This window comes from Thiovibrio sp. Mzg5 (assembly GCF_055379285.1).
Window position 1 is genome coordinate 452,142 of record NZ_AP022872.1, and the last position, 23,945, is coordinate 476,086.

Annotated in this window: 19 protein-coding genes; 11 read left to right on the forward strand and 8 right to left on the reverse strand. The window is 57.1% G+C overall.

What is annotated here, in order from left to right; genetic code table 11:
- The first annotated feature begins 262 nt into the window (after positions 1 to 262).
- Both ACZ46D_RS02100 and ACZ46D_RS02105 read left to right on the forward strand, forming a co-directional pair.
- On the forward strand, positions 263 to 1,522 hold the full coding sequence (locus tag ACZ46D_RS02100; protein WP_464928388.1) for a glucose-1-phosphate adenylyltransferase family protein: 1,260 nt from the start codon (positions 263 to 265) through the stop codon (positions 1,520 to 1,522).
- Positions 1,519 to 2,784 (forward strand): glucose-1-phosphate adenylyltransferase family protein, encoded by a 1,266-nt coding sequence (locus tag ACZ46D_RS02105; protein WP_464928389.1) that lies wholly within the window; start codon positions 1,519 to 1,521, stop codon positions 2,782 to 2,784. Before ACZ46D_RS02100 ends, ACZ46D_RS02105 begins: the two co-directional genes overlap by 4 nt.
- 87 nt (positions 2,785 to 2,871) lie before the next feature.
- On the opposite strand, the gene ACZ46D_RS02110 is transcribed toward ACZ46D_RS02105, so the two are convergent.
- From ACZ46D_RS02110 to trpB, 5 genes are all read right to left on the reverse strand, one after another.
- Positions 2,872 to 3,792, reverse strand: coding sequence for an HDOD domain-containing protein (locus tag ACZ46D_RS02110; RefSeq protein WP_464928390.1), 921 nt, complete (start codon positions 3,790 to 3,792; stop codon positions 2,872 to 2,874).
- 151 nt (positions 3,793 to 3,943) lie between these two features.
- A complete protein-coding gene (locus ACZ46D_RS02115) occupies positions 3,944 to 4,918 on the reverse strand; it encodes a PAS domain-containing protein (protein ID WP_464928391.1) in 975 nt (324 codons plus the stop codon).
- A 253-nt stretch (positions 4,919 to 5,171) separates the two neighbouring features.
- On the reverse strand, positions 5,172 to 6,020 hold the full coding sequence (locus ACZ46D_RS02120; protein ID WP_464928392.1) for a PAS domain-containing protein: 849 nt from the start codon (positions 6,018 to 6,020) through the stop codon (positions 5,172 to 5,174).
- Entirely contained in the window at positions 6,017 to 6,793 is a 777-nt protein-coding gene (gene trpA, locus ACZ46D_RS02125; protein WP_464928393.1) for a tryptophan synthase subunit alpha, read from the reverse strand. The genes ACZ46D_RS02120 and trpA overlap by 4 nt, the downstream gene beginning before the upstream one ends.
- Positions 6,780 to 8,012 carry a tryptophan synthase subunit beta gene (gene trpB / locus ACZ46D_RS02130; protein ID WP_464928394.1) on the reverse strand — a complete coding sequence of 411 codons (1,233 nt, stop codon included), beginning with the start codon at positions 8,010 to 8,012 and terminating at the stop codon, positions 6,780 to 6,782. The genes trpA and trpB overlap by 14 nt, the downstream gene beginning before the upstream one ends.
- Before the next feature lie 481 nt (positions 8,013 to 8,493).
- Here trpB and ACZ46D_RS02135 point away from each other — a divergent pair, with 481 nt between their 5' ends.
- Genes ACZ46D_RS02135 through ACZ46D_RS02160 form a run of 6 tightly spaced genes read left to right on the forward strand, consistent with a single transcriptional unit; the run spans position 8,494 to position 15,261 of the window.
- Positions 8,494 to 8,889: a roadblock/LC7 domain-containing protein gene (locus tag ACZ46D_RS02135; protein WP_464928395.1), complete on the forward strand. Its 396-nt coding sequence runs from the start codon at positions 8,494 to 8,496 to the stop codon at positions 8,887 to 8,889.
- Between the two features lie 3 nt (positions 8,890 to 8,892).
- Complete coding sequence (locus tag ACZ46D_RS02140) at positions 8,893 to 9,513, forward strand: GTP-binding protein (RefSeq protein ID WP_464928396.1); 621 nt, start codon at positions 8,893 to 8,895, stop codon at positions 9,511 to 9,513.
- Positions 9,514 to 9,563: 50 nt separating this feature from the next.
- A complete protein-coding gene (locus ACZ46D_RS02145) occupies positions 9,564 to 11,036 on the forward strand; it encodes a hypothetical protein (protein ID WP_464928397.1) in 1,473 nt (490 codons plus the stop codon).
- A gap of 15 nt (positions 11,037 to 11,051) precedes the next feature.
- Positions 11,052 to 13,400, forward strand: a complete 2,349-nt coding sequence (locus ACZ46D_RS02150; RefSeq protein ID WP_464928398.1) for an ATPase, T2SS/T4P/T4SS family — start codon at positions 11,052 to 11,054, stop codon at positions 13,398 to 13,400.
- A 40-nt stretch (positions 13,401 to 13,440) separates the two neighbouring features.
- Positions 13,441 to 14,595, forward strand: coding sequence for a DUF4388 domain-containing protein (locus ACZ46D_RS02155; RefSeq protein ID WP_464928399.1), 1,155 nt, complete (start codon positions 13,441 to 13,443; stop codon positions 14,593 to 14,595).
- A gap of 15 nt (positions 14,596 to 14,610) precedes the next feature.
- Entirely contained in the window at positions 14,611 to 15,261 is a 651-nt protein-coding gene (locus tag ACZ46D_RS02160; RefSeq protein ID WP_464928400.1) for a DUF8082 domain-containing protein, read from the forward strand.
- Positions 15,262 to 15,334: 73 nt separating this feature from the next.
- Here ACZ46D_RS02160 and ACZ46D_RS02165 read toward each other — a convergent pair whose 3' ends face one another.
- The 3 genes from ACZ46D_RS02165 to ACZ46D_RS02175 all read right to left on the reverse strand — a co-directional run bounded on the left by ACZ46D_RS02165 (position 15,335) and on the right by ACZ46D_RS02175 (position 18,412).
- A complete protein-coding gene (locus ACZ46D_RS02165; RefSeq protein WP_464928401.1) occupies positions 15,335 to 16,240 on the reverse strand; it encodes an OmpA family protein in 906 nt (301 codons plus the stop codon).
- A 4-nt stretch (positions 16,241 to 16,244) separates the two neighbouring features.
- Positions 16,245 to 17,114 carry a Tll0287-like domain-containing protein gene (locus ACZ46D_RS02170; protein ID WP_464928402.1) on the reverse strand — a complete coding sequence of 290 codons (870 nt, stop codon included), beginning with the start codon at positions 17,112 to 17,114 and terminating at the stop codon, positions 16,245 to 16,247.
- A gap of 146 nt (positions 17,115 to 17,260) precedes the next feature.
- Positions 17,261 to 18,412: a sensor histidine kinase gene (locus ACZ46D_RS02175; RefSeq protein WP_464928403.1), complete on the reverse strand. Its 1,152-nt coding sequence runs from the start codon at positions 18,410 to 18,412 to the stop codon at positions 17,261 to 17,263.
- Positions 18,413 to 18,565: 153 nt separating this feature from the next.
- Between ACZ46D_RS02175 and ACZ46D_RS02180 the strand changes: the two genes are divergently transcribed.
- The 3 genes from ACZ46D_RS02180 to ACZ46D_RS02190 all read left to right on the forward strand — a co-directional run bounded on the left by ACZ46D_RS02180 (position 18,566) and on the right by ACZ46D_RS02190 (position 23,927).
- On the forward strand, positions 18,566 to 20,233 hold the full coding sequence (locus ACZ46D_RS02180) for a hypothetical protein (protein ID WP_464928404.1): 1,668 nt from the start codon (positions 18,566 to 18,568) through the stop codon (positions 20,231 to 20,233).
- Positions 20,234 to 20,495: 262 nt separating this feature from the next.
- On the forward strand, positions 20,496 to 21,938 hold the full coding sequence (locus ACZ46D_RS02185; RefSeq protein WP_464928405.1) for an acetyl-CoA carboxylase biotin carboxylase subunit: 1,443 nt from the start codon (positions 20,496 to 20,498) through the stop codon (positions 21,936 to 21,938).
- Between the two features lie 78 nt (positions 21,939 to 22,016).
- Positions 22,017 to 23,927 carry a biotin/lipoyl-containing protein gene (locus ACZ46D_RS02190; protein ID WP_464928406.1) on the forward strand — a complete coding sequence of 637 codons (1,911 nt, stop codon included), beginning with the start codon at positions 22,017 to 22,019 and terminating at the stop codon, positions 23,925 to 23,927.
- The last annotated feature ends 18 nt before the right edge of the window (positions 23,928 to 23,945 follow it).

Below are 23,945 nucleotides of genomic sequence, written 5' to 3' on the forward strand. Positions count from 1 at the left end.
CGCATCTGCTTCGCAGTCTCGCAAGCTCGCTTAGCTGTCATTGGCTGGCTCATGTGCATTTGCACACTTCGCCGGCCTCTTCCGCGCATCTGCACCACCCTGTAATCGTTTGTCGTACTATCAACCCTTCGGGAAATCTTTTTCCTCCCACGTTCCTGTGCTTGCTTTTTGGCGCAACCCTTTCCATAATGGTTTTGCAACCAGGAATAGCAGCAGAATTTAGGAGCCGCTCACCGGCTTCCCCTCTTTCTTCAGGAATTCCATGAAACTGAAACCGAAGGTTCTGGCCATGATCCTTGCCGGGGGGCGCGTTGACGAGCTGAACGTGCTCACCGCCTACCGGCCCAAGTCAGCTGTCCCTTTCGGCGGTTTTGCCAGGATAATCGATTTCGCCCTGAGCAATCTCATGCACTCCGGCCTGGAACGGGTCGCCATCCTCAGCCAGTACCGGAGCTTTTCCCTGATCAGCCATATCGGGGTCGGTGCGGCCTGGGATATGACCGGTCGCCACCGCGGGGCTTTCATCCTTCCTCCCTCCCAAGGTTCGGGCCAGAGCAGCTGGTACCGGGGCTCGGCCGATGCCATCCATCAGAATCTCGATTTTGTCCAGTACCATGACCCGGAGACCATCCTGGTGCTCTCCGGCGACCATGTCTACCACATGGATTACCGGGAGATTCTCCAGTACCATCGGGAAAAGGATGCCGACCTGACCATCGCCTGTATTCAGGTGCCCATGGCCGAGGCCAGTCGTTTCGGGGTGGCGGAGATCGACGACGAGGACGGCGAGCGCGGCGGCCGCATCCATCAATACCAGGAGAAGCCGGCCGACCCCAAATTCAACTGGGCCTCGCTCACCGTCTACTGCTTCAAGCCCTCGGTGCTCTATGAGGTGCTGGAGACCAACGCCCGGGAAGATGAGTCCTTTGAGTTCGGCCGGGATATCCTGCCCCGCATCATGGCGACCCAGCGCAGGGTTTACGGTTTCAAGTTCCATGGCTATTGGGGATACACCCGGACCGTTGCCGAATACTGGCAAACCAACATGGATCTGCTGGGGGTGGAGCCAAAGATTCCCCTTGCGGACTGGGGCATCCGTACCAACCTGGAACACCGGGCGGTTAGGGACTGTCAGCCTCTCAAGGTGGGCCCCGGAGCCCACATCGAGAACAGCCTGGTCTATAACGGTTGCATCGTGGAGGGGCGGGTGGAAAACTCCATCCTCTTCCCTGGGGTCCATGTCAAGTCCGGGGCGGAGGTGAAAAACTCCGTGCTCTTTTACGATAATGTGGTGGGGCACGGCGCCAGCCTCGACACGGTGGTGAGCGACGTCAATGTGACTTTTGGCGCCAGGGTGCGGATCGGCGAAACAGGGGTACCGCAGGCCGACAAGGTGACGGTGGTCGGCTGGAACAACCATGTGCTGGACGGGATGGTGATCGGCTCCGGCTGCACCCTGCACCCGAATCTGCGCCCGGAGCAGATGGTCGGGGAAATCGGCAACAATGAGGTGGTCCGATGATCCAAGGCGACAATACCCTGGTTCTCCTGTTGGCCGGCGGGGTCGGCAGTCGCCTCAACGTCTTGGTGCAGACCAGGGCCAAGCCGGCCGTGCCCTTTGCCGGAGTCTACCGGATCATCGATTTTTCCCTGAGCAACGTGATGAACTCAGGGCTCAGCCAGGTCGGGGTGCTTACCCAGTACAAGCCCCTTTCTCTGATGCGCCATCTCGGTACCGGCGAGGCGTGGGATTTCACGGGCCGCACCAGGGGGATCAAGATCCTTCCCCCCCGCACCGGGTTCCAGGATTCCGACTGGTACAAGGGCACCGCCGACGCAGTGCGCCAGAACATCGATTTTATCCGGGCCCACCCGGCCAAGGAAACGGTCATTCTTTCCGGGGACCATATCTACCGCATGGATCTCGACGACATGCTCCGGTTTCATCGGAGGAAGCAGGCCCAGGTGACCATCGCCATGATGGTGGTGCCGCTCTCCGAGATCCACCAGTTCGGCGCGGGCATCACCAATACCGAGGGCCGCATCGTCGAATGGGAGGAAAAACCCAAGGTGCCCCGCACCGATCTGGCCTCCATGGGAATCTACGTCTTTGACACCGAATATCTGCTCCGGCTTCTGGAGGAAGACCGCGAGGAGGTGGATTTCGGCATGCACCTCATCCCCAAGGCCATCGAGCGGGACAATGTCTTTGCCTACCCCTTCCACGGCTACTGGCGGGATGTGGGCACGGTTCAGGCGTATTGGCAGGCGAATATGGATCTGCTCAAGGGTGATGCCGAGATTTCCCCGCAGGCTTGGGGCATCCGGCCAAATCCCTATGCGGACCGATTGCTGGTGGATCGGTGTCCTGCCCGTTTTGCCGGCGGCTGCGTGGTGGAGGGCTCCATGATCTCCGCCGGCTGCGTCATCGAGGGTGAGGTGATCAACTCAGTGCTTTCGCCCGGGGTGCGGGTGGGGAAGAATGTCCGGGTCAGGGACTCCATCATTCTGCACGACTGCATTCTGGAGGAAGGGGCGGTGGTGGATCTGGCCATTCTCGATAAAAGGGTCCGGGTCGGCTTTGGCGCGGTGGTGGGGCAGGGCGAGGACAAGGGGACGCCCAACAAGGCCTGCCCCAAGCATCTCTACACCGGGATCACCATGATCGGCAAGGAGGCTGAGGTTCCGCCCCAGACCGTGATCGGACGCAATTGCGTGGTGACGCCCTTCCGCAAGGGTGGGGATTTCCCCTCGCTGACCATCGCCACCGGGGAAACCATTTGATGTGTGGAGTTTAGGGGGCAGGCCGTGTCTTTCCCGTCTTGTCTCTTGCTGGCCCCTGTTCCCCTCCCTGCTTAAAAGTCGGGGAGGTCAGTGGCTCGTTTTTTCTTTCTGGGAGATCTTGCCGCGGAGCTTGAGCTTGGCAAGGCCGAAGCGGATGATGCTGTCCGGCATCGCTTCGGCGATATCCAGGCTTCTGTTGGCAAGGCCCAAAGCCTCCCGTCTGTTGAGATCCATTATCGGCCCATAGTGCAGGATCAGTTCGCCAAGCTCCAGGTTGGAGCCGTAGCAGAGAATCCAGGTCAGGCGGTTGCAGAAGGCCGCCACATTGAGGAGGTAGAGCTGGGAGTCTAATTTGCTGGTCGGTTGGGGCGGATTATCCCCCATGCTCAGGACGATCTTTTCGGAAAAATTCCAGAAGCGGGCAATTTCCATGCCCACCGAAGAAAAGGTAAGGTCGTTCAATACGGTTTTGGCGGCAAATTCATCGGAGTAGCCCCGATCGATGAGCTCCTGGGCCTTGCGGTACAGCTCCGGCATATAGACCAGGATGATGAGCTTGCCCAGTTGGTGGAGCAAGGTGCAGATGAAGACCTCCTCTTCCGGCACATTGATTTTCTTGACCGTGCAGAGGATTTTTGCCTGGGAAGCGCTGAGAAAACAGAGGGCCAGGAGTTTACTGATTTCTTCCTTCTCGACTCCGGCCTTAAGAAAATCCTCGAACAGAGCCAGGCTGACGGCCAGTTCTTTCAGGGTGGTGAGGCCAAGGGCGGTGATGGCCCGGCTGATGTTGGAGATGGGGATTCCCCGGCTGTAAAATGCCGAGTTGACCACCTGCAGGAGTTTGGTGGTCAGGGAGGCATCTTTGAGAATAACCTCGGATATTTCCTCGGCGCTGGACTCATCCCGGTTGAGAAGGCGCAGCAATTCCTGGACATGGTCCGACATGGCAGGCAACTCGCTCATGTTGACCTGGCTGAATATTTCACTCAGGGTTTTGTTCTGGCTCATGGCACCTGTCATATTTCTGGCGGCGTAGCGGTCTGGGGACGTCGGGGGAAGCCCGGCGCCCTTTTTCTTATTCTGTCACACTACTCTGTATGCCAGGGGACTGTAAAACAAAATGTAAAAAAGAGAGGCGCTGACCAAGAGCCGGGCATGATTATTTTTTCTTGGGAAAGACTTGGGGATGATGTTTTTCCCCGCATTCCTGACAGATGCCGTGGCTGAACTCCACCTCGGCGTGACTGCGGAGATAGCTCTCCAGCTGTTGCCAGGCCCCATTGTCGTCCTTGATTTTCTTGCAGTAGGAGCAGATGGGCAACAGGCCGTTCAGCCGTTTTGTCTTGGCCAGGGAGGCTTGCAGTTCCCTGATGAGGTGTTCCTTGCTTTTTTCCGTCATCTTGCGGATGGTTACATCGTGGGTGATATTCACCACGGCAAAAACCTTGCCCGTATCATCCTTCAGCGGTGCGGAGGTGATCTCCAGGTGGTGCTCGCTTCCATTGATGTATGCCAGTTTTTCCTCTTTGTGTATCTTGGCATCGGCAAATACATCCGCAGAATGACAGGGCTCGCAGGGGCTCTGTCGATGATGGTATATGGCATAGCATTTTTTTCCGTAGTTGGAGCCCCAGAGCTCCTGGGCGGCTCCGTTTTCGTAGCAAACGGAAAAGTTTCTGTCGACGATGGTGCAGGGATCCCCCAGGCTGTCAAGAATCATTTCGGCCTGGGAGTTGATTCGAGTCCGATCCGGCTGACCATTCTGGATGGTTATGGTCAGCAATTCCGGGCAGGGGAGGTGCGCCTGGAGGGTGTAGGTTTGACCTGCTGGACCCAGAGGAAGATCTTTGTCTATCTGTATCGCCCCGGAAAGCGCGAATTCGTGCAGCAATGCAGGCAGGGCCAAGGTCCGGCTGAGGGGGGGTGGCAGCTCCTTTTTCAGGATATCGTCCTCGCTCACCGAAAGCAGTTCGCAAAAAAGCCGGTTGGTAACCCTGCCCACAAACTCTGTGGGATTGCCGGAGCCGTCCCGGAGGATTTCGACAACCAAGAGACCGCAGGGTATCGCCTCGGAGAGAGGGGTGAAAAGCTGGTGGAGAAGGTCCAGGGGAAGGGTTCTGGGGGTGTCCAACATACGCTCCTGTTATTTTTTCTGCTTACCGTGGTATTCGCAGCGGGAAGGTCGAGAAGGGCGACCTTGGGCCGATAGTGTCAGGCAGGCGGTGCTTTTTTCTTTTCTGACACCGTTCCCCCCGGTTTGGTGGCAGACTAATCACAGTGTATATCGAAAATCATAATACTAATAAATTATGGCAGAGGTTTTCCTAATAATGGAGTTGGCAGGTTATGGCAATACGGGAAAAATACGGGGTTTGGCCGGATGCCTATCAGGCAAGGGAGGAAAGGTAGGAGCGCAGGTTGGTTTTTTTGCTTTTAATGCCGAGCTTGACGCGGAGTTTGTCGCGGTAAAACTCCACGGTCCGGCTGGAAAGATCAAGAATGGCGGCAATTTGCTTGGTGGATCGGCCCTGTTTGATCAGTTCCGCCACCTCCAGCTCGCGGGGGGTGAGCCCGACCAGTCTGGCGGAGAGCGTCAGGCTGAAGGTCGAGGTGATTTTTTCAAGATTGGCCAAGGCCACCCGCAGGTAGAGCTGCAGCTCCTGGTCCTTGCAGCGCTCCTGTATTTTTTCCAGATAGGGTGAAACCAGGCGTTGCAGATTGTCGTGGATCCTCCGTTCATGCTCGGCCCTGGCCTCGGCGCCTTGGTGCAGGAGAAGGCTGATGGCGCTGTTGACCTCGGTGAGTTCACGACTCTTGTGTTCGAGGTGGAGTTCCAGTTCCTGAATGACCCGGAGATCCCTGGAGAGGCCGCGAAAACCGACCACGGTTTTTCCAGACAGCACTGGCCGGCAGTGGGTTTCGATGGGGATGACGGTCCCGTCCTTCCGCATCGCCCGTCGCCGCAGGCCATTGCGGGGTTTTCTGCTCAGGCGAATCTCCTCCATGATTTTTCGCTGGGTCGCACGGTCTTCCGGGGGGATGAAGGTTTCAATGATGTTGAGGCCCAGGAGTTCCCGGGGGGCATAGCCATAGAGGGCCTTGCAGCTGGGCGAGCAATAGGTGAAATCCCCCTGGGCATTCGTTTCCCACACCCATTCAAGGCTTTGGGCCGCAAGCTCATGGAAGCGGGTGGTCTCGCTTACCAGCGGCTTGCTGGCGGGGGCCTTGGCTTTCATTCCCTTGAGCCCCTGAGCCCGGCAATAAAAGGACCCACGGCCTCCGGACCTTTCTCTTCCACCAGTCGGATGGTGGCGGTGCCGATTACCGCCAGGTCGGCCTTGCCGGTCAGGATTTGTACGTCTTCCCGGTTGCTGATGCCAAAACCCACGGCGAGCGGCAGGTTCGTGGCCCTGCGACAGCGGGCCAGGTATTCATCAAAGGAGGCATCGAACTCGGTCTTGCTGCCGGTGACGCCCCTCCGGGCCACACAGTAGATGAATCCATCCCCATGCCCGGCCAGGGTCCGCATCCGCTCCTCCGTGCTGGTGGGGGCGAAGATCTGGATGGGGGCAAGATCAAACTCACGGACCAGCCGGAGATACTCCTCGCCCTCTTCCGGCGGCAGATCGGGGATGATAAAGCCCCTGATGCCGATCTCCTTGGCCTTCTTTAAAAAATCCTTCAGGCCGTATTTGAAGAGGATATTGTAGTAGGTCATGAACAGGAAAGGGATATCGTATTGCGCCGCCATCTCCGCGGCAAAGGCAAGGCAGTCGGCGACCTTGGTCCCGCTGGCAATAGCCTCCTGGTTGGCCTTGATGATCATGGGTCCATCGGCCATGGGCTCGGAAAAGGGGATCTGGAGTTCGATCACGTCCACCCCGTTTGCCACCATCTGGTGGATCACCTCGCGGTTAACGGCAAAGGAGGGGTAGCCCAGGACCAGATGGGTCATGAGCAGGATCTCTTTTTTGTTCCGGGCTGCCCGGAGCTGCTCAGCGAGCTGCATATTCTTCTCCCTTTTTCCGGATAAAATCCTTCCACGATGGGTCATCAAAGGCATGGGCAATGGTGAAGATGTCCTTGTCGCCCCGGCCGGACTGGTTGATGACGATGGCCTGGTCGCGGCTCAACTCGCCCGCCTCCTTGAAGGCTTGAACAAAGGCATGGGTGGATTCGAGCGCCGGGATGATCCCCTCTTTTTTGATGGTCAGATCCAGCGCCGTCATGACCTCCTGGTCGGTGGCCGCGGCAAAGCGGACCCGCCCCTTTTCCCAGAGGTCGGTGAGCAGGGGGGAAACCCCGATGTAATCGAGACCCGCGGCCACCGAATGGGTGTCGCGCATCTGGCCGTCGGAGTCCTGGAGAAACATGGTTTTGTAGCCTTGGGCCACGCCGGGCGAGGCGTCGGAGCTGGCGAGCCGTGCGGCGTGCTGGCCGGTGTCCAGCCCCTTGCCGCCCGCTTCCACCCCGATCAGCTCGACTTCACCGTCATCAAGAAAACCCTGGAAGATGCCCATGGCGTTGGAGCCGCCGCCCACGCAGGCATAGACCCGGGCCGGAAGTTTGCCGTGGGTGGCGAGGATCTGTTTGCGTGCCTCCTGGCCGATGATGGACTGGAACCAGGCCACCATCTCCGGGAAGGGATGCGGCCCGCAGACCGTGCCCATCACATAATGGGTGGTGTCCATGTTGGAAACCCAGTCGCGGAAAGCCTCGTTGATGGCGTCCTTGAGGGTGCGGCTGCCGGTGGTCACCGGCACCACGGTGGCGCCGAGTTTCTCCATCCAGAAGACATTGGGCCGCTGGCGGTGCACGTCTTCCTCGCCCATGTAGATGGTGCAGGCAAAGCCGAATTTGGCGGCCATGGTGGCGCAGGCCACCCCGTGCTGGCCCGCACCGGTTTCCGCGATCACCCGGGTCTTGCCCATGCGCTTGACCAGCAGCCCCTGGCCCATGACGTTGTTGGCCTTGTGCGCCCCGGTGTGGTTGAGATCCTCGCGCTTGATGAAGATCTGCGCCCCGCCGAAGTGCCGGCTCAGGTTTTCCGCATGGGTAAGGGGGGTGGGGCGGCAGGAGTACGAGCTCATGAGGGCGAGGTATTCCTGCCAGAAGGCCGGGTCTGCCTTGGCCTTGGCGTACACCTCTCGCAGCTCCCGAAATGTTTCGTACAGCACTTCCGGGATATAGGCGCCGCCCCATTGTCCAAAATAGCCAGGTTTGTTCATGGTGAAAATCCTTGTCGCCTAACCGGCGAAGTCTTTTTTTGAGTTTTCCAAGACCGATACATTACTCCATTTTCAGCAGGTTAGACAAGGAGAGAAGAGAGTGGAGACCTAAAAAACCGGGTGCGGTTCCGAGGCTTTCTTTCTTTGCCCTGTTTCGGTCTCGTCCCATTCTTTTCCGGCGCGGCTGTTTTTGGAGAAGGCATGCTGCCCGGTCATTGCGTGAAACGTGGTCAGTTCTTGCGGGACCATTATATTTGATTGGAATCAGTACATTATTTCTTCACGCTTTCAGCTTGACACGGTTTTTTTTTCCATGTACACGATAGGGACGTGTTTTGCCGGAAATTCAGCAGATATACAGCGTTTCAGCCGGATTCGAAGCCATTTCATGGCAGTTGTGCTTCGCCCCTCTGTGTGCGGCAACCTTACCCTGTTTGCTGTGATGGAGTACCCAAACCCTCACCACGGGAGAAAACGGGAGATGCAAGATTTCATCCTGACTGCGGAAATTCTGGAGAAAGCCAGGAATACCATAGAAGGCTCGCTCATTCAGGCGGGCGTTCGCAACGCCCTGCTCATTGATGGGGCAGGCAATATCCTGTCCAACTGCGGGCATGACACCGATGATCTCGACGCCATTTCCCTGGCCGCGCTGGCTGCGGCCAGCCTGGGCGCAACTTCCCAGATCGCCAAATTGATCGGTGAGGAGGATTTTTCCCTGCTCTTTCATAAGGGAAAAAATGGAAATATCCATTTTGGCCGGATTGGCGAGGAGCTTATTCTCATTACCATTTTTGGGGAAGATGTCTCGCTCGGTCTGGTGCGTTGCCGGGTGGCCGGCCTGTCCGAGACTCTCCTGAAAATTTTTGAAGGATGACCCATGGCGCTCATTGATCTTAGCAAAAAAGAAATTCACTGCAAGATCGTCTATTACGGACCGGGCCGCTGCGGGAAGACGACCAATTTGCTCACCGTGCACAGCTCCATGGCGGAGAATGCCCGGGGTAAGATGCTGACCATCGAAACCAAGGGCGACCGGACCCTGTTTTTCGATCTTCTCCCCCTGAATTTGGGAACGATTCGGGGGTTTAATATCCGGATTCAGCTCTATACCGTGCCGGGCCAAGTCATGTATGCCTCCACCCGTAAGCTTGTCCTCAAGGGGGCGGATGGCTTGGTTTTTGTGGCCGACCCTCTTCAGGTGCGGAGGGAGAGAAACATCGAAAGCCTGGAAGATCTGCGGACGAGCCTCCTGGAATACGGGCTCAAGCTGGAAGAAATGCCCCTGGTTATCCAGTATAACAAGCGGGATCTTGTTGACACCCCGATCCCCACCTTGACCGTGGCAGAGCTTGAGGCCGACCTCAACAGCGTCTACAAGGTGAAGACCTTTGAAGCCTCGGCGGTTACGGGGCTGGGTGTTTTTGAAACCTTGCGGGAAATCAGCAAACAGACTGTGCGTTATGTCACCAATAAGCATCTGCTGCATGAGACGAAATAAGCCTTCCGTGATGTTGTAAGGCCGGCAATTTCTCAAGGAGAATGGAGTTTATGACTGACAAAGCCCCCAATCGTGACTTCCACGGCGAGATAGATGACGCCATTGACAACCTTTTCTCCCCCCATGCCGGGGCAGGACAAGGCACGCCAGCGGCAGCGGCCGAAGACGTGCCGACAAGCCAGGCTGCCGCCGTCCCCCCCCTGGAAAAAACCGCCCCCTTGCCGGTCAGCCTGCTTGCCGCCGATGGGACGGATGCCTTCAGCCCCCTTGAGGAAGCCCTGCTTTCCCTGGACTGGGAAATCTCTTCGAGCAACATAGAAAAAACCCGGAGCGCTCTTAAGGAAATTCAGGGCATTTTCGAGGTGGATAAAGCTGTCGCTCTGACGGAAATTTTCTCCCTCATGGACAGGCTGCTTGAAGCCATGGCCATTGCCCCGCAAAGTGTTTCCACCTCCGCCCCGAAGACCTTGCAGGAAGGTCTGCAAACCTTGCGGGCCGCCGCAGGCACAGAGAATCTCTCCCTGATCGAAAAAACGCTGCTGGACCCCACTCTTTCCGAGTTGCGTTCCGCTATTCCCAATATCCCCAAGGATTACAGCAAACTCGTGCAGAGCGCTTCTTCTCCTCGGGCGCAAAGCGTTTCCGGGACCGAGCAGAAAACAGTGGTCGCCGCTAGCGCTGCTGCCGCGCAAGTTCCTACCGCTCAAGCAGCCACCGCTTCCGCCTTCACTGTGGTTCAGTCAGAGCCGGCGGAAGAGGATCTTTTGCCGGAACTTCCCCTTGCCTCCGGCGGCAGGGCGGCTGCGGTGCTGATTGAGGCGGTGAATGGCCATCTCACCGTGTTGGGCAAGTGCATTGCCAAACGGATTATCCCGGTTGAAAACCTTTTTGCCAAAACGCCCGGCTATGAAAAACTGCATGCCATTCATACCGAGCTGCGGGAACGGTTGGAAAGGCAAAAACAAAATTTGATCAAGGCGCTGGGCGCGGACTATCAGGCGGACGCCGTTGCTCCGGTCGAGCCGACCGGCGGGCAATCGGCAAAATCGGCAGGGCCGGCGGCGGTCTGCCCTTGGCAGACGGTGGCGCTTGCCACCTGGGGCGGGAAAACAGTTGGTTTTCTGCCGGAACAGATTGTTTACCAAGGCAAACCGGCGGGCAGGGTCAGGAAATGCGGCCCCTTTCTGTCCATGAAAAAGCTGAAACGCGGGCTTTTCGGCAAGATCGGCTTTGTGGTGCAAGGTGAGCTGAGTTTTCACGATGAAGCCACCCTGAAAACGCTGACCATTCCGGTGGCCAAGCCGTCGGGCGCGGAAAAATGTGACCCCAAGGCTGACAACTCCCTGCTCATCCTGTTTAAGGAGAACAGCGGCATGGCCTTCTGGCTTGACGCGCCGACAGAACAGCTTGATATCGTTTCCGGCTACCGCTGGGAACCTCTGGCTGATCCCTCCACCCTTGTTGCCGGCAATCTTACGGTCAAGGGGAATACCGTTCCGGTCATCACCATGCGGAGTGTGTAACCGGTCGGCATGGGCATGACAATCACCGTGGCCGCCAGGGAAGCCATTGAGGCAAAACTTGCCGAAGCCGATCTGTACGCCAGGCAAGGGCTCGTGGATGAGGCTCTGGCCCTGTGCGAGTCGCTGCTGGTCCAGATCGACGACAGCGAGCCGATTCTCCGGGATCTGGTTGAAGAAAGACTGGTTGTCCTGCAAACCGAACGGGGCATGGCCGCCTCCGGCGCCGCCTCGTCCGTCAGCGCCGGCCAGCTTTCCGATGCCGACCGTTTCGAGAACTGTCAGGGGTTGCTGGTGGCAGGTTTTTACAGCGAGGCCGGGGAAGAGCTTCGTGCCTTGCTCACTACCGGATACCGGCCCGCCGTGGTGCATGCCAAAATCGGCGAATGCTGTCTCCAGCTTGACAACCCCTTTGAAGCCATTGAACATTTTGAAGCCGCGGCAGCCACGGCAGCGAGCAAAAAAGACGGATTCGCCCGGAAGATAGAGCGTCTCCAGCTTCTCGACCAGTTGGCCCTTACCTATGAAAGTACCGGCTCCATTCCTTCCACCATCAAAACCTTGGAGGAAATGGTCGGCCTCGATCCTACCTATCACAACGCCAGGCAGCGCCTCGCCACCCTCTCCCAGAGTACGACCAAGTATGGCCAGTTTTACGGTCTGATCCGCAATAAACTGCTGATTCCGGAGCAGTTTGATGCGGCCCGGGTAAAGGCCAAGCAGCATAACAAAACGCTGGACAGTGTTCTGCTCGGGGATTTCGGCCTTGACCGGAAGCAGCTTGGAGCCTCCTTCAGCGAATATTACGGCTGCCCGTTTGTCGAATTTATTGATACGGAAGCGCCGGAGGCGCCTGCTTGTATTCAGGGGGCCAAGGAGAGCTATTTTCGGGCCAATGTCTTTATTCCCATTGGGCAGGAGAACGGCCGCGTGGTTGTGTTGGCCGACAACCCCAACGATCTCGGCAAGCAGGACAATATCCGCTCCGTACTCCACGGCGCTGCTTTCCGTTTTGCCGTGGGACTCAAGGAGGATATCAACCGGTACATCGATTTTTTTTACGGGAAATACTCCCTGGGTCAGGGGATGCAGGATGTTTTCGAAGACCTGGAGATTATCGAGGAATCCGACGGGCAGCGGGATGAGGATGAGGAAGCCGGCAGCGCCGCCGATGGGGTTGTGGTGCAGATGGCCAACAAGATCATCGAGGATGCGGTGGCCCGCAACGCTTCCGACATCCACATCGAATCGCTGCCCGGCAAAAAAGGAACCTCGGTCCGTTTTCGCATTGACGGCATCTGTTCCCATTATAAAAATATCCCCTTTGCCTACAAACGGCCCTTGATCTCCCGGCTGAAGATTTTGGCCAAGCTTGATATCTCTGAAAAAAGGCTGCCCCAGGACGGCAAGATCAAGTTTAAAACCCGCCGCGGCAAGATTGAGCTTCGGGTTGCTTCGCTGCCCACCCACGGGGGCAACGAGGATATGGTCCTGCGTATTCTTGCCGCCGGCTCGGCCCTGCCCCTGGAGAAAATGGGGTTGTCCGAAAGAAATCTCATTGAGCTGCGCCGTCTCCTTGATCTGCCCTACGGTCTGATCCTGGTGGTTGGCCCCACCGGCTCCGGCAAGACCACCACCCTGCACAGCGCGCTCAATTACGTCAACCGGCCGGAAAAAAAGATCTGGACCGTCGAGGATCCGGTGGAGATTGTTCAGGACGGCCTGCGGCAGGTGCAGGTGGAAAGCAAGATCGGTCTTGATTTTGCCAGAATCCTGAAGGCCTTTTTGCGGGCCGACCCGGATATCATCATGGTGGGCGAAACCCGGGATCAGGAAACCGCCGAAACCGTTATCGAGGCGGCGCTCACCGGGCATCTTGTTTTTTCGACCCTCCATACCAACTCCGCCCCGGAAACAGTCACCCGGCTCTTGGGCATGGGAATCGATCCCTTTAATTTTTCCGATTCGCTGCTTGGCATCCTGGCCCAGCGCCTGGTGCGGCGGCTGTGCCCCCATTGCCGGGAGGCATACGCACCCGAGGCAACGGAAAAAGAGTTGATCCTCGCGGAATATGGGGTCCATCCCTTGAGCCCGTTGACCATGGCCGAGATTGATCGGGCCGCCCTGTACCGGCCGAAAGGTTGCGAAAAATGCAAAAAGACCGGATACTTGGGGCGGCTTGCCATCCATGAGCTGCTCACGGTCAACGATCCGTTGAAGCTTCTCATTGTCAAAAACAGTCCCATCGTCGAGATCCGGGACGAGGCGATGCGGGTGGGCATGCTGACCCTCAAACAGGACGGCATCCGCAAGGTGCTGGCGGGGCAGACCGACCTCCTGCAGGTCCGGGCGGCCTGCATCAAATGAAGGCTGAAACTTTAACCGTATTGCAACAGGGGCAGTTTCTATGAAAAAAGTGCTGGTTGTTGATGACGACCATGGTTTTTTGCTGAGCTTGCAGGACATGTGCCGGGAGCGGGTCGATGCCTTTGAGATCGTAACCGCGGGGAACGGCAAGGAGGCCCTGGCCGTTCTTGCCAGCCAGCCGATACATCTGGTGGTCACCGACTTGAAAATGCCGGAAATGGACGGGTTTGAGCTGGTCAGCCGGATGAGCAAGCTCAGAAACTCCGTGCCGGTCATTGCCATGACCGCCTTCGGCACCCCGGAAATGGAAGACCGGCTCATGAACCTGGGGGCCTTTCAATACATCGAAAAGCCCGTGGATTTCGAGCTGCTGCTGCAAAAAATCAAGGATGGCTTGGCCGCAGGCGCCAAGGGGCATGTCTCCGGGGTCTCGTTGTCCTCATTTCTGCAGCTTCTGGAGCTTGACCGAAAAACCTGCACTATCATGGCAAGGGCGGGCAGCCGCACCGGTCTGCTTTTTTTCGAAAACGGCAGCCTGATCAACGCCTATGCCGAGCCCCTTGCCGGCCTTGACGCCGCTTTTGAGATTATCAGCTGGGAGCAGGCCGAAATAGAGATTTATAATTTCTGCCAGAACCGGAAACGCACCATTGACGCCCCGCTGGGCTTCATTCTTATTGAAGGCTCCCGTTTAAGCGACGAACGGGGCGAGGGAGCGGCTCAGGCCGGAACCCTGTCCGCGGGAGAGGGAGATGATGATTTTGCCCAACTGGATGATCTTGATTTTGCCACGACGCCCTTGCCCCCCTCCACCGCAGCGATGGCGCAGGCTCTGGAGCAGGGCGGCAAGGCCAGTCTCGAGGAGACGCTCACTGCAGCCCAGGGCGTCAACCGGATGGTGCTTGTCGCCAAGGATGGAACCGTCAAGCTGCAGCGAAATATTGACAATAAAGAGTTCAAGCCATTTGTCACCTATGTGGCCGTAGCGGCGGATAAAATCCGGGGGATTCTCGGATATGCCGAGCTTCCCTCCCATATTATCCTCGCCCAGGAAAAAGGGGAGCAGCTGTTGATCATCCCAGGAGCAGAATTGACGGTGGGGGTAGAGGTTCAGCCGGGAGTCTCACCCACCAAGATTGTCGCGGCCATTGGCCCGGCCCTGGCCGAAGCCCAGCAGCTTGCGTCGCGGGCATAATGAGGAGCGTGTAGCATGGATGAACTTTTACAAGAACTGAAAATGCTCCCCGGTGTTTTGGGGGTTTTTGTCTCTGTTGATAAGCCGGATATTATCTTTTCTTTTGTTCCGGCCGGTTATGACCACGAGACGCTCACGCTGATGGGGGTCTCCCTACAGCGTATTTTCAAGATGAATGCCTCCTGCCGGCTCAGTGTCAATTCCGTGGAGATGCGGTTTCCCGATGCCATGGTTCTGGTGAAGCATATCTGTGACGGTTCCTTGCTGGTGATTCTCTGTGAGACCGAGGCAAATTTTTCACTCATCAACATGACCAGCAACATGCTCCTTGGCGAACTTGCCTTGGGCGTGGAAAGGGTCCGTGCTAACCCCGACGCCGCCAGGCAGGCAAATTCGGCCAAAAAAGCCGGGAGCATGGATTTCGCCCAGGCGCAGAACGAAAAACCGTTACAAAGCGCGCTCCCTGTTTTTCAGGATGCGCTGGCCAGGGCCATTGGCCCCATTGCGGCGATGCTGGTTAAGGAGATTGTCGGAAAATGGCTGTCGGGAGGGGCATGCGCCCAGGAGCGCTTTCCGGAGTTGGTTGATCTTTTCTGTCAGGAGATCGGAGACGCAGCTCTCGAAAAAGAATTCCGAGCAGATACCGCAAGGCTTCTTCCCCGCTGAATTGTACAAGCAAGAAGGCCTTGTTCTCTCCCCGAGGGAACAAGGCCTTCCTTTCCGTCTTTAAATCCTATCTCTATTTCAACCGCTTGAACTCAACCCGATTGTTTATTTTTCTGTTTTGTTCCGTGGAGTTGGGCACAATGGGCTGGGTTTGGCCGTGTGCCACTATCTGCAGCTTTTTCGCCTCAATATTGCAATTTTTGATCAGATAATTGCGCACCGCCTCGGCCCTTTTCCGGGAAACGGCCAGATTGGCCTTGGCATCGCCGGAATCGTCCGTATTGCCGATCACTTCGAACACGGCCCCTTTTAATTCCCGACTGGTAAAGGCGCGCGCTCCCACAATGCTGAGTTGGTCACCGCCCTCTTCGGGAAGCTCCTTTGACTTGTCGGGGAAAAGGATCAGCAGCCTGAGAATCGTGGCTTCGATGGGGCTGATCTCCCGATCCTTGGATTTTTCCGCAAAAAGAACGGTGGCTGCCTCCTCGGAACTCACCGATTCTCCGTGTTGGGCCTTAAGTTTGATCCGCGCCGATTCCAGGGATTTTGCCGCCCGTTTATTGCCGGGATCGAGGCTAAGCCCTTTTTCGTAAGCGGTTACGGCATTCTGAGCCTTGTCCGTCACCATATAAATGTCGCCCAAGCCGAAGAATGCCTTGGCATGTTTCGGGTCAAGGGTCGAAGCAGTGACATAGTAACGCAGGGCGTCGTTGTAGTCGCGCAACCGTTCAAGGCTGTAGCCCTGCATGAAGTTGATCTCCGGGTCTTTCGGGCATTGCTTGATGGCGGTGGCCAGCAGGTCGCGCCGGGCAATGAGATCGCGTTCCCGGCTGATCTCTTCGGCCATCTTTTTGCAGTCCGCCGCCGAGGCAGGGAGAGGCAACAGTGCGGGCAGCACCAGGCCGCAGAGCAGGACAAGGCAGAGGGCTGTCGTATACCGCGGAGGATGTGGCTGTTTGTCTGTGTTTAATATTGACATATGCTCACCGTTTGAGGATGCGGACCATGCTCATGCGCAACCGTTCGATGGCGTTGGCCAGGGCGCCGATTTCATCATTCTGCTTGAGGCCGACGCTCTCTTCCAGATTCTTGCCAAGGCTGATTTCTTCGGCCTTGATGCTCAGCCGGACAATGGGATTTACCACGAATCGATCCATGAACAGCCAGATGCCGATAAGGGCCACCAGCAAACAGCCGGCCCCGATGAGATACAGGGTGATGGCCCCCTTCCGGGCGTTGGCCAGGGCTTCTTCCACGGAAACGTAGACCACGTAGGCGGCTACTGTATCGCCATCCTTCCAGTTGTAGCCATTGGCCGAGCCGTAGATTTCAACCTGATCCTTGGGTGCGTCGTTCACGTCGCCATGGCAATGCAGGCAATCCTTGCCCTCGACCTTGATGGGCCTTGCCAGGTAAAAGAAGGTCTTCCCCTCCCGCTGCATGGTGCCCTCATGCGCCTTGAGCTCGGGCTGTTTGGCGAACATGGCAATCAGCCCGGTCTCCCATGCGTCCGCCTTGTTTGGCGGATAGAGGGGGTCAAGGGTTGCTTGCTTGAAATCATAGCCGGTCAGATTCTTTTTGAAGATGTCAAAGGTGCCGCGGGTGAGCACAAAGCCGGACATCAACTCGGGGTAAAAACGGTCCTTTTCGAAAACCTCCATGATGAGGGGGCGCTGTTTTTCCTTGTAGAAATCCCGGTTGGCCAGAATGTAATTGAAGATCAGTTCCCCTTTGCTTTTCGCCTCCAGCATGGCGTTGCGCTTGCTGAACAGGTAGCTGGCCGTCCCGATGCCTACGGTGGCGACGCCGAAAATAATTGCCATGATGATTATGAAACGTGAGCGAATCCCCATCTAATTCTCCTTGAAATTGTAAGCGTTTTGCAAGGGCAGGCCCAGGAAAGGGAACAATGCCCGGCAACTGATGGATTATACCGTAACCGTCGTGCTATTCAACAGGCGAAAACAGAAGACGGAAGGGTTTTGCCCGCTCTTCCGGGTCAGGCGTCTCCCCGCTGTGTTTTTGTTGCGCTCTTGGGCAAGGTCAGGTGGAAGGTGGTGCCAAGGCCTTTTTCGCTGACCAGTTCAATGCCGCAGTGCATCTGGGTCAGCATTTTTTTGGAAATCACCAACCCCAGCCCGGTGCCATGTGGTTTGGTGGTGAAAAAAGGCTTGAAGGCATCGCGGCTCAACTCATCCGACATGCCGCAGCCGTTATCGGTGATGGAGAGGAGAATGACATTGCCGCGGCTTTGGCTGCGCACCAGGAGCACCGGGTTTTGCGTTTCCGCCATGGCGTCAAGGGCGTTGGCAAAGAGGTTCATGGTGACATGCTGCAAGGCTCTGGGGTCCACCATGATCCGTTTCGCCTCCGGGGCGATCTCGATCCGGATTTCCACTTTTTTGGCGCGGATGTCCGCGCCCAACAATTGCATGAGATTGTCGAAAAACATGGCCAGGTCAATGTCGCTGGTTCGGGGCGTTTCAAACATGCTGAAATTTTTGAGCGACTTGAGCAGCGTTTCCATTTTGATGATTTCCCCGGAAATTCTGTTGAAATAGACATCTATTTCTTCAGGGGAATATTTATTGATGTTGTTTTGCAGGACGGTCAGGGCCATCTTGATGGAATTCAAGGGATTGCCGATTTCGTGGCGGATGCCGGAGAAGAGGCAGCCGATGTTGTTCATCATCTCCGTGGCCTCGTCGATGGCGGCCAGGCGGTGCCGGTCGGTGATGTCCTGAATGAAAATCGAGATGTGGCGCTGATCTCCGGGAATTTTGTATACGGTATAGCCCAGCACCCGGTGTTCGTAATGGATGATGGTTTGTCGGCTCCTGGTCCGGCCCGGTTGCTGCAGGGGGTCAAGGTCATTGCAGAGCAGGGCGGAGAGGCCTTCGTAATCCTGGGCAGCCCTGAGCGGCTCAAGGATTTTCACGGCATGGGCATTTTTGAAGAAAACTTTTTTCTCCACGGTGTCGAGAATAATGAGGCCGGTGTCGATATCCCGCAGAACATCGGTAAAAATGCAGGGGGCGTTGCAGAAGGAGTCCTCCGGCAGAGAGGGCTTGCGGTTTCTGTTTTTCAGTATTCGGTGGAAAAGGGCTTGTATCAAGAGAAACACACCGTGGGGCAGAAGGAAACAGGCCATAGATTTCCAACCATGGTAGCAGATTTCGAGGCAAAGGCAAGTAAGGCAGAGATTTTTTCGATTTTTCTTGTGGAGCGTGGGTGTGATTCCCGGTTATAGTTCGCCTGCGTAACCTTGCCGCTTTTCCTTGTGTGATTCATTGGAGATTTTGATATGACCGTGCGTTCCTGCGTCCACCCTTCCGGGCAGTTTGTCTATGGCGTGCATGCGCCTTCATACCAGGTTGCCAATCTGCGGGAAAACGATGGTGTCGAGCCGCTCGGCGCATTTTTGGACGGCAATCCGTATCTGAACCGGGAGAACTTCCCCGAGGGCGATCTGCAGGTTGCTCAGGCCGAGGTGATCTATGAAATCGCCAATCCTTTTCCTTTTCGGGGGGTAACGTACATCAGCAGCGGTTGGGCTGCGCCCAGGGCGGTAAGTCCAGCCTCTATTAAATTGCCGGCACCGCAGGCGGTGTCCATGCGCCAGGCGTTGGCGGCTCTCCTGCCCGCCGGAGCTCCGCAGGAGCTGCAAAAAAGCTTGGCCGCGCTTCCTGAGGCGGTCCTGCTGACCCTGGCCGCTACCTCCACCGACCCGGAGGATTTGGTGGCGTTGGCTGGTATGAGCTGCGAATTTCTTCGGGACGAAGCAGGGGTGCCGATCGGCCTTCGCTACGCAGAGGACGCAAATGGCCTGGCGCGGGCCATGATTCTCCGGCATGAGCTGTTCGAGGTGGTGGTCAACAATAGCCATTTGCCCGAGGTCTACCGCAAGGTCATGGTCCTGCGGCCCGGAGTGCAGGGGGGCAGCGAAATCGTGGGCGAGTATCGGAATACGGCCCAGGACTGCCATGTTTTAGAGTATCTGCGCCGCAACAGCTACATTCCTTGGGGCCATTACGCGGCAAACATGGCGGACGATGCTGTCCGCTACAGCATCGCGGATCTTTCCGCCGCCGACATGCAGGGGTTGCGGCATCTCTACTATCAGCGCACCTTTCTCCGCCTTGCCGGCCAACTGGGCCTGGCCCTGCCGCCTAAGCGAAAGACCCTGACCCAAGCTGCTCTCGAAGAGTTGCGTATGGCGGTGGTCCAAGCCCTGCGGCAAAAAGACGGACCTCCCTTGGCCTTCACCGCCACCCTCTGGGGCTGGAACTACGGCTTTGATTTCGCACCCAGCGGCTATCGGCTCCATGCCTCGCATCAGCAGATCCATCAGCAGTTCGCCCTGCTGCCGCAAACGGTTTCCGCCTGGCATCATGGCGGGCAGGCCGCGCCTGCGCCGATGTCAAGTTACGCCTGCGGGGATCTGGTGGCTGAGTTCTGCGAGCGGTACCAGGAGGAGACAGGATGCGATTTTTTTCGCACCTATCTTGCGGCGATTCGCAACAACAGGCGGATGGACGGGGAGGGGAACGAAAACAAGAGTCTGGTTGTTTATGAAGATGAAGAGGTTCTGCTCTTCGTGCCCAAGGCGCAGACCTCCCAGTGGGAGTTGCAGATCATGGCCCTGGGGGAGGTGGGCAACATCTTGGAGGCGGACGGAGACACCCGCACCGCCTTGGACCGTGCCCTGCTCATCGCCCAGAAGCTTCTTGCCCGGATGGGCGCCCGGCTGGTGAACAGCATCGAATATTCCAGCCGGATAACGGCCAAGCCCACCGGACAGCGGCTGCTCTATGCGCTTCTGCCCAAGCTCCCGTATTCCATGGGCGCCTTCAGCGAGGCCCAGCTTCGCTGGGTGAATGGCCATTTTCCGGAGGATTTTGCCGCCGCCTGTCGGCTGCACCTGCCCATGGTGTTGGCCGGCCTTGAAAGAGAGCGGGGCAGTGCGGGTTGATTCTCGGGACTTTCCGTTTTTTAAGGGATTCTCTGCTGCAAGATGGACGCTTTCCCTTTATTTTTTGTGGACATAAAATGTTGCCCTTGAAAATCCGGTATGGTAATTTGCAAAGTTGAGTGTCTTGGGAGGGGTGTTCCCCTGTTGTTCTTTTCCGCGTTTTTTTGCGGTGTTGCGCTGATTCTGCCGGAAAAAAATATTGTCTATACACGGGCCTACGTATCGGGTGCGGCCTGAAAATTGTCATAAATGAGGTGATCCGTTGAAGAAAAAGATCTTGATAGCCAACCGAGGTGAAATTGCCCTGCGGATCATTCGGGCGGTGCAAGAGCTTGGGCATATTGCCGTGGCTATTTATGAAACCCCGGACAAGGACGCCCTGCACATCCGCACCGCAGATGAGGCCATCTGGCTTGGGGATGGCCCGCGCTGCGACTACCTGAACATCGACAAGGTCATCGCGGTCGCCAAAAAAGTGGGGGCCGACGCCATTCATCCCGGCTACGGCTTTCTGGCGGAAAACCCTGATTTTGCCAAGGCCTGCGAGAGCAATGACATCATCTTCATCGGCCCGCCCTCCGATGTTATCCAGGCCTTGGGTGATAAGGTCACGGCCCGGTTGATCATGAAGGAGGCCGGAATCCCCATGGTGCCCGGCACGGACAATCTGTCTGCCGGTGATGCCGGTCTCAGGGAAGCCATTGATTTTGCCGACAAATACGGTTATCCGGTTATGCTGAAAGCCACTGCCGGCGGCGGCGGGCGCGGTATTCGGCGGGTGGAAAATGAAAAGCAGCTGCGGGCGGAGCTGCCCACGGCCAGGGCGGAGGCAAAGTCTGCTTTTAACAACGACGCGGTTTTTCTTGAAAAAGCGGTGATCAATCCCAAGCATGTCGAGGTGCAGATCCTTGCCGACAAGGATGGCAATACCGTGCATCTGGGCTCCAGGGACTGCTCGATCCAGCGCCGCAATCAGAAGCTGGTGGAGATCGCTCCTTCCCTGATCCAGGACAAGGCGCTGGTCGACAAGATCTGCGCCACCGCGGTGACGGCGGCCAAGGCCTCCCATTATGTGAACGCGGGCACCGTGGAGTTCCTCGTTGACCGGGACTGGAATTTTTATTTCATGGAGATCAACACCCGGGTGCAGGTGGAGCATACGGTTACCGAAATGGTCACCGGCATCGACATCGTCCGGACCCAGATCAAGCTCGCCCTGGGCAAAAACCTCTCCTTTACCCAAGACGACGTCCATATCCGGGGCTATGCCGTGGAGATGCGGATCAATGCCGAGGACCCGCAGAACAACTTCATGCCCGAGGGCGGCAAGACCGTTTCCGTCTACCGTTCGCCGGGCGGCTATGGCGTGCGGCTGGACGGCTTTGTCTACCAGGGGTTCACCATTCCCAAGGTTTATGACTCGCTGCTGGTCAAGATGACGGTGTTCGGTTTTTCCTGGAATGAAACCGTGGACCGGCTGCTCCGCTGCCTGAACAACTTTGTGATCACCGGCCCCAAGACCACGATTCCCTACTATGTGAACCTGGTGCAGGACCCGGATTTCAAGAGGGGCGATTTCGATACCTCTTTCATCGAGACCCATTCGCACCTGATCAACTACGAAGAGCAGGCCAGCGAAGGCAACAAGCTCGCCCATCTGATCGCCGAGATCCATTACAAAGGGGAAAACCCCTACGCTGTCTAACTTTTTTAAAAATCATCGGTTGTTCCGGAAGGGCGCAAAGCACTTTTCGGTCAACTGCTGCGCACGATAGGAGTCGCCATGGAACGCATTGTTCAAGGTATGGGTATCAGTCAGGTACTCAAGATTATGCGGCAAGCGGATGGGTATTATATCACGAATACCGCCCGCGATATGTCCCAGTCGGATTACAAGAACAGGATCCTGCTGCACACGGACCTGCTGGCTGCCCCCTCCCGCGAGGAGGCCGGCTATTTCTCCCTGGAGATCACCGGCGGCGCCTCGGTGCATGTCGATATTCTCCGCAAGCAGGTGGACCCTTTCCTCAAGCTCGAACTGCTGCGGGAAAAGATGCCCACCACCATGTTTCAGACCCTGTGCCGCGGCATCAACCTCTTCGGCTATCGCCCCTATCCCCCCAATGTCATCCGTTTTGTGGTGAAGGAATTTGCCAAGTATGTCGATGTCTGGCGGGTGTTCGACTTTTTGAACCATGTGCCCAACATGCAGGCGGTTTTTGAAGAGGTGCAGGCGGCCGGCAAGATCCTTGAGCCCTGTGTCTGTTTTTCCACCGGCCCCGAGCATACCAACGAATTTTATGTGAAGAAGGTCCAGGAGATCCTTGATGTTACCGGGGAGGAGATCGTCCTCTGCATCAAGAACCACGGCGGCCTGGGTTCGCCCAAGCGGATCGGTGATCTGGTGGACGCGGTCCTCCAGAAATACCCCGAGATGATCGTTCATTATCATGGTCATAACACCGATGGCAACGACATCGGTCGGGTTGTCGCCGCCGCCATGGCCGGGGCCAAGATCGTCGATGCTTCCGATCACGCCTTCACCGGCTATTACGGGCCGCCGCCGATCCTGAGCGTCATTCACACCCTGAAGGAATATGGCCGCACCGCTGTGGGCATCAACGAGGAGGCCATCATGGAAACCTCCGAGGTGCTGCAGCCCGAGCGCAAGTACTACGAGTATTTCGAGTCCCAGATCAAGGGCTTTGATCCCACGGTGCAGATCCACAAGCTGCCCGGCGGCGCCATGGGCAGCAGCCTGGAGCAGGCGGCCAAGGGAGGCTTCCTCGACAAGATGCCCGAGATCCTCCACAAGGAGCTGCCCAAGGTCCAGATCGAATTGGGCAATTACTGGAGCGTCACCCCGGGTTCCCAGATTCTTTGGACCACGGCGGTGAGCAATGTGCAGGGCGGCGATCGCTACGGCAACTGCTCCGGTGACCTGAAGAATCTGCTGCTCGGCAAGTATGGCCCGTTCCCATTCTATCAGCCGCCCGACTGGATTTACGAGAAGGCCTTTGGCCCGGAGTGGAAGAAGGTGCTGGAGGAGGAAGGGGGAATGGAGACCATCGAGGATATCGACCTCGACAAGGAGCGCAAGGCTCTGGCCGACAAGCTCGGCTACGCGCCCACCGAGCAGCAGTTGGTCACCTATCTCCAGCATCCCAATGACGCGGTCAATTTCTTCCGCTTTGAGGAGAAGTTCGGCAGGGTCTATGTGTTGCCGCCGAGCATTCTTTTCCGGCGGGGCGGCTTCAAGCTGGGAGAAATTATTGCCTTTAAAGATCATAGCGGCAAGGAGCACATCATCGAGATGGGTCCCATGCAGGAGAGTGCGGACGGGGCCGAAACCAATGTCTACCTCAATATTGATCACCACCAGCGCCATTTTATTTTTGAAAACGCGGTGGCCGAGGCCGGCGAGGCAAAGGCGATCAAGCTGAGCAAGAAGGAGATCGAAGATCTGGCCAAGGCCGGGGATGTCCGGGCGCCTTTCACCGCCAATATCTGCGAGATTTCCGTCAAGGAAGGACAACAGGTGAAGGCCGGGGAGAAGCTGGTGGTCCTTGAGGCCATGAAGATGCAAACCCCGGTGAACAGCGAGGTGGATGGGGTGGTCGCCAAGATTGTCGCCAAGGTGAGTGACGCCGTGCAGCCTGGGGATGAACTGGTAAAGGTGACGCCCGCTGCCTGAGCCGGAGTGATTGTGCAA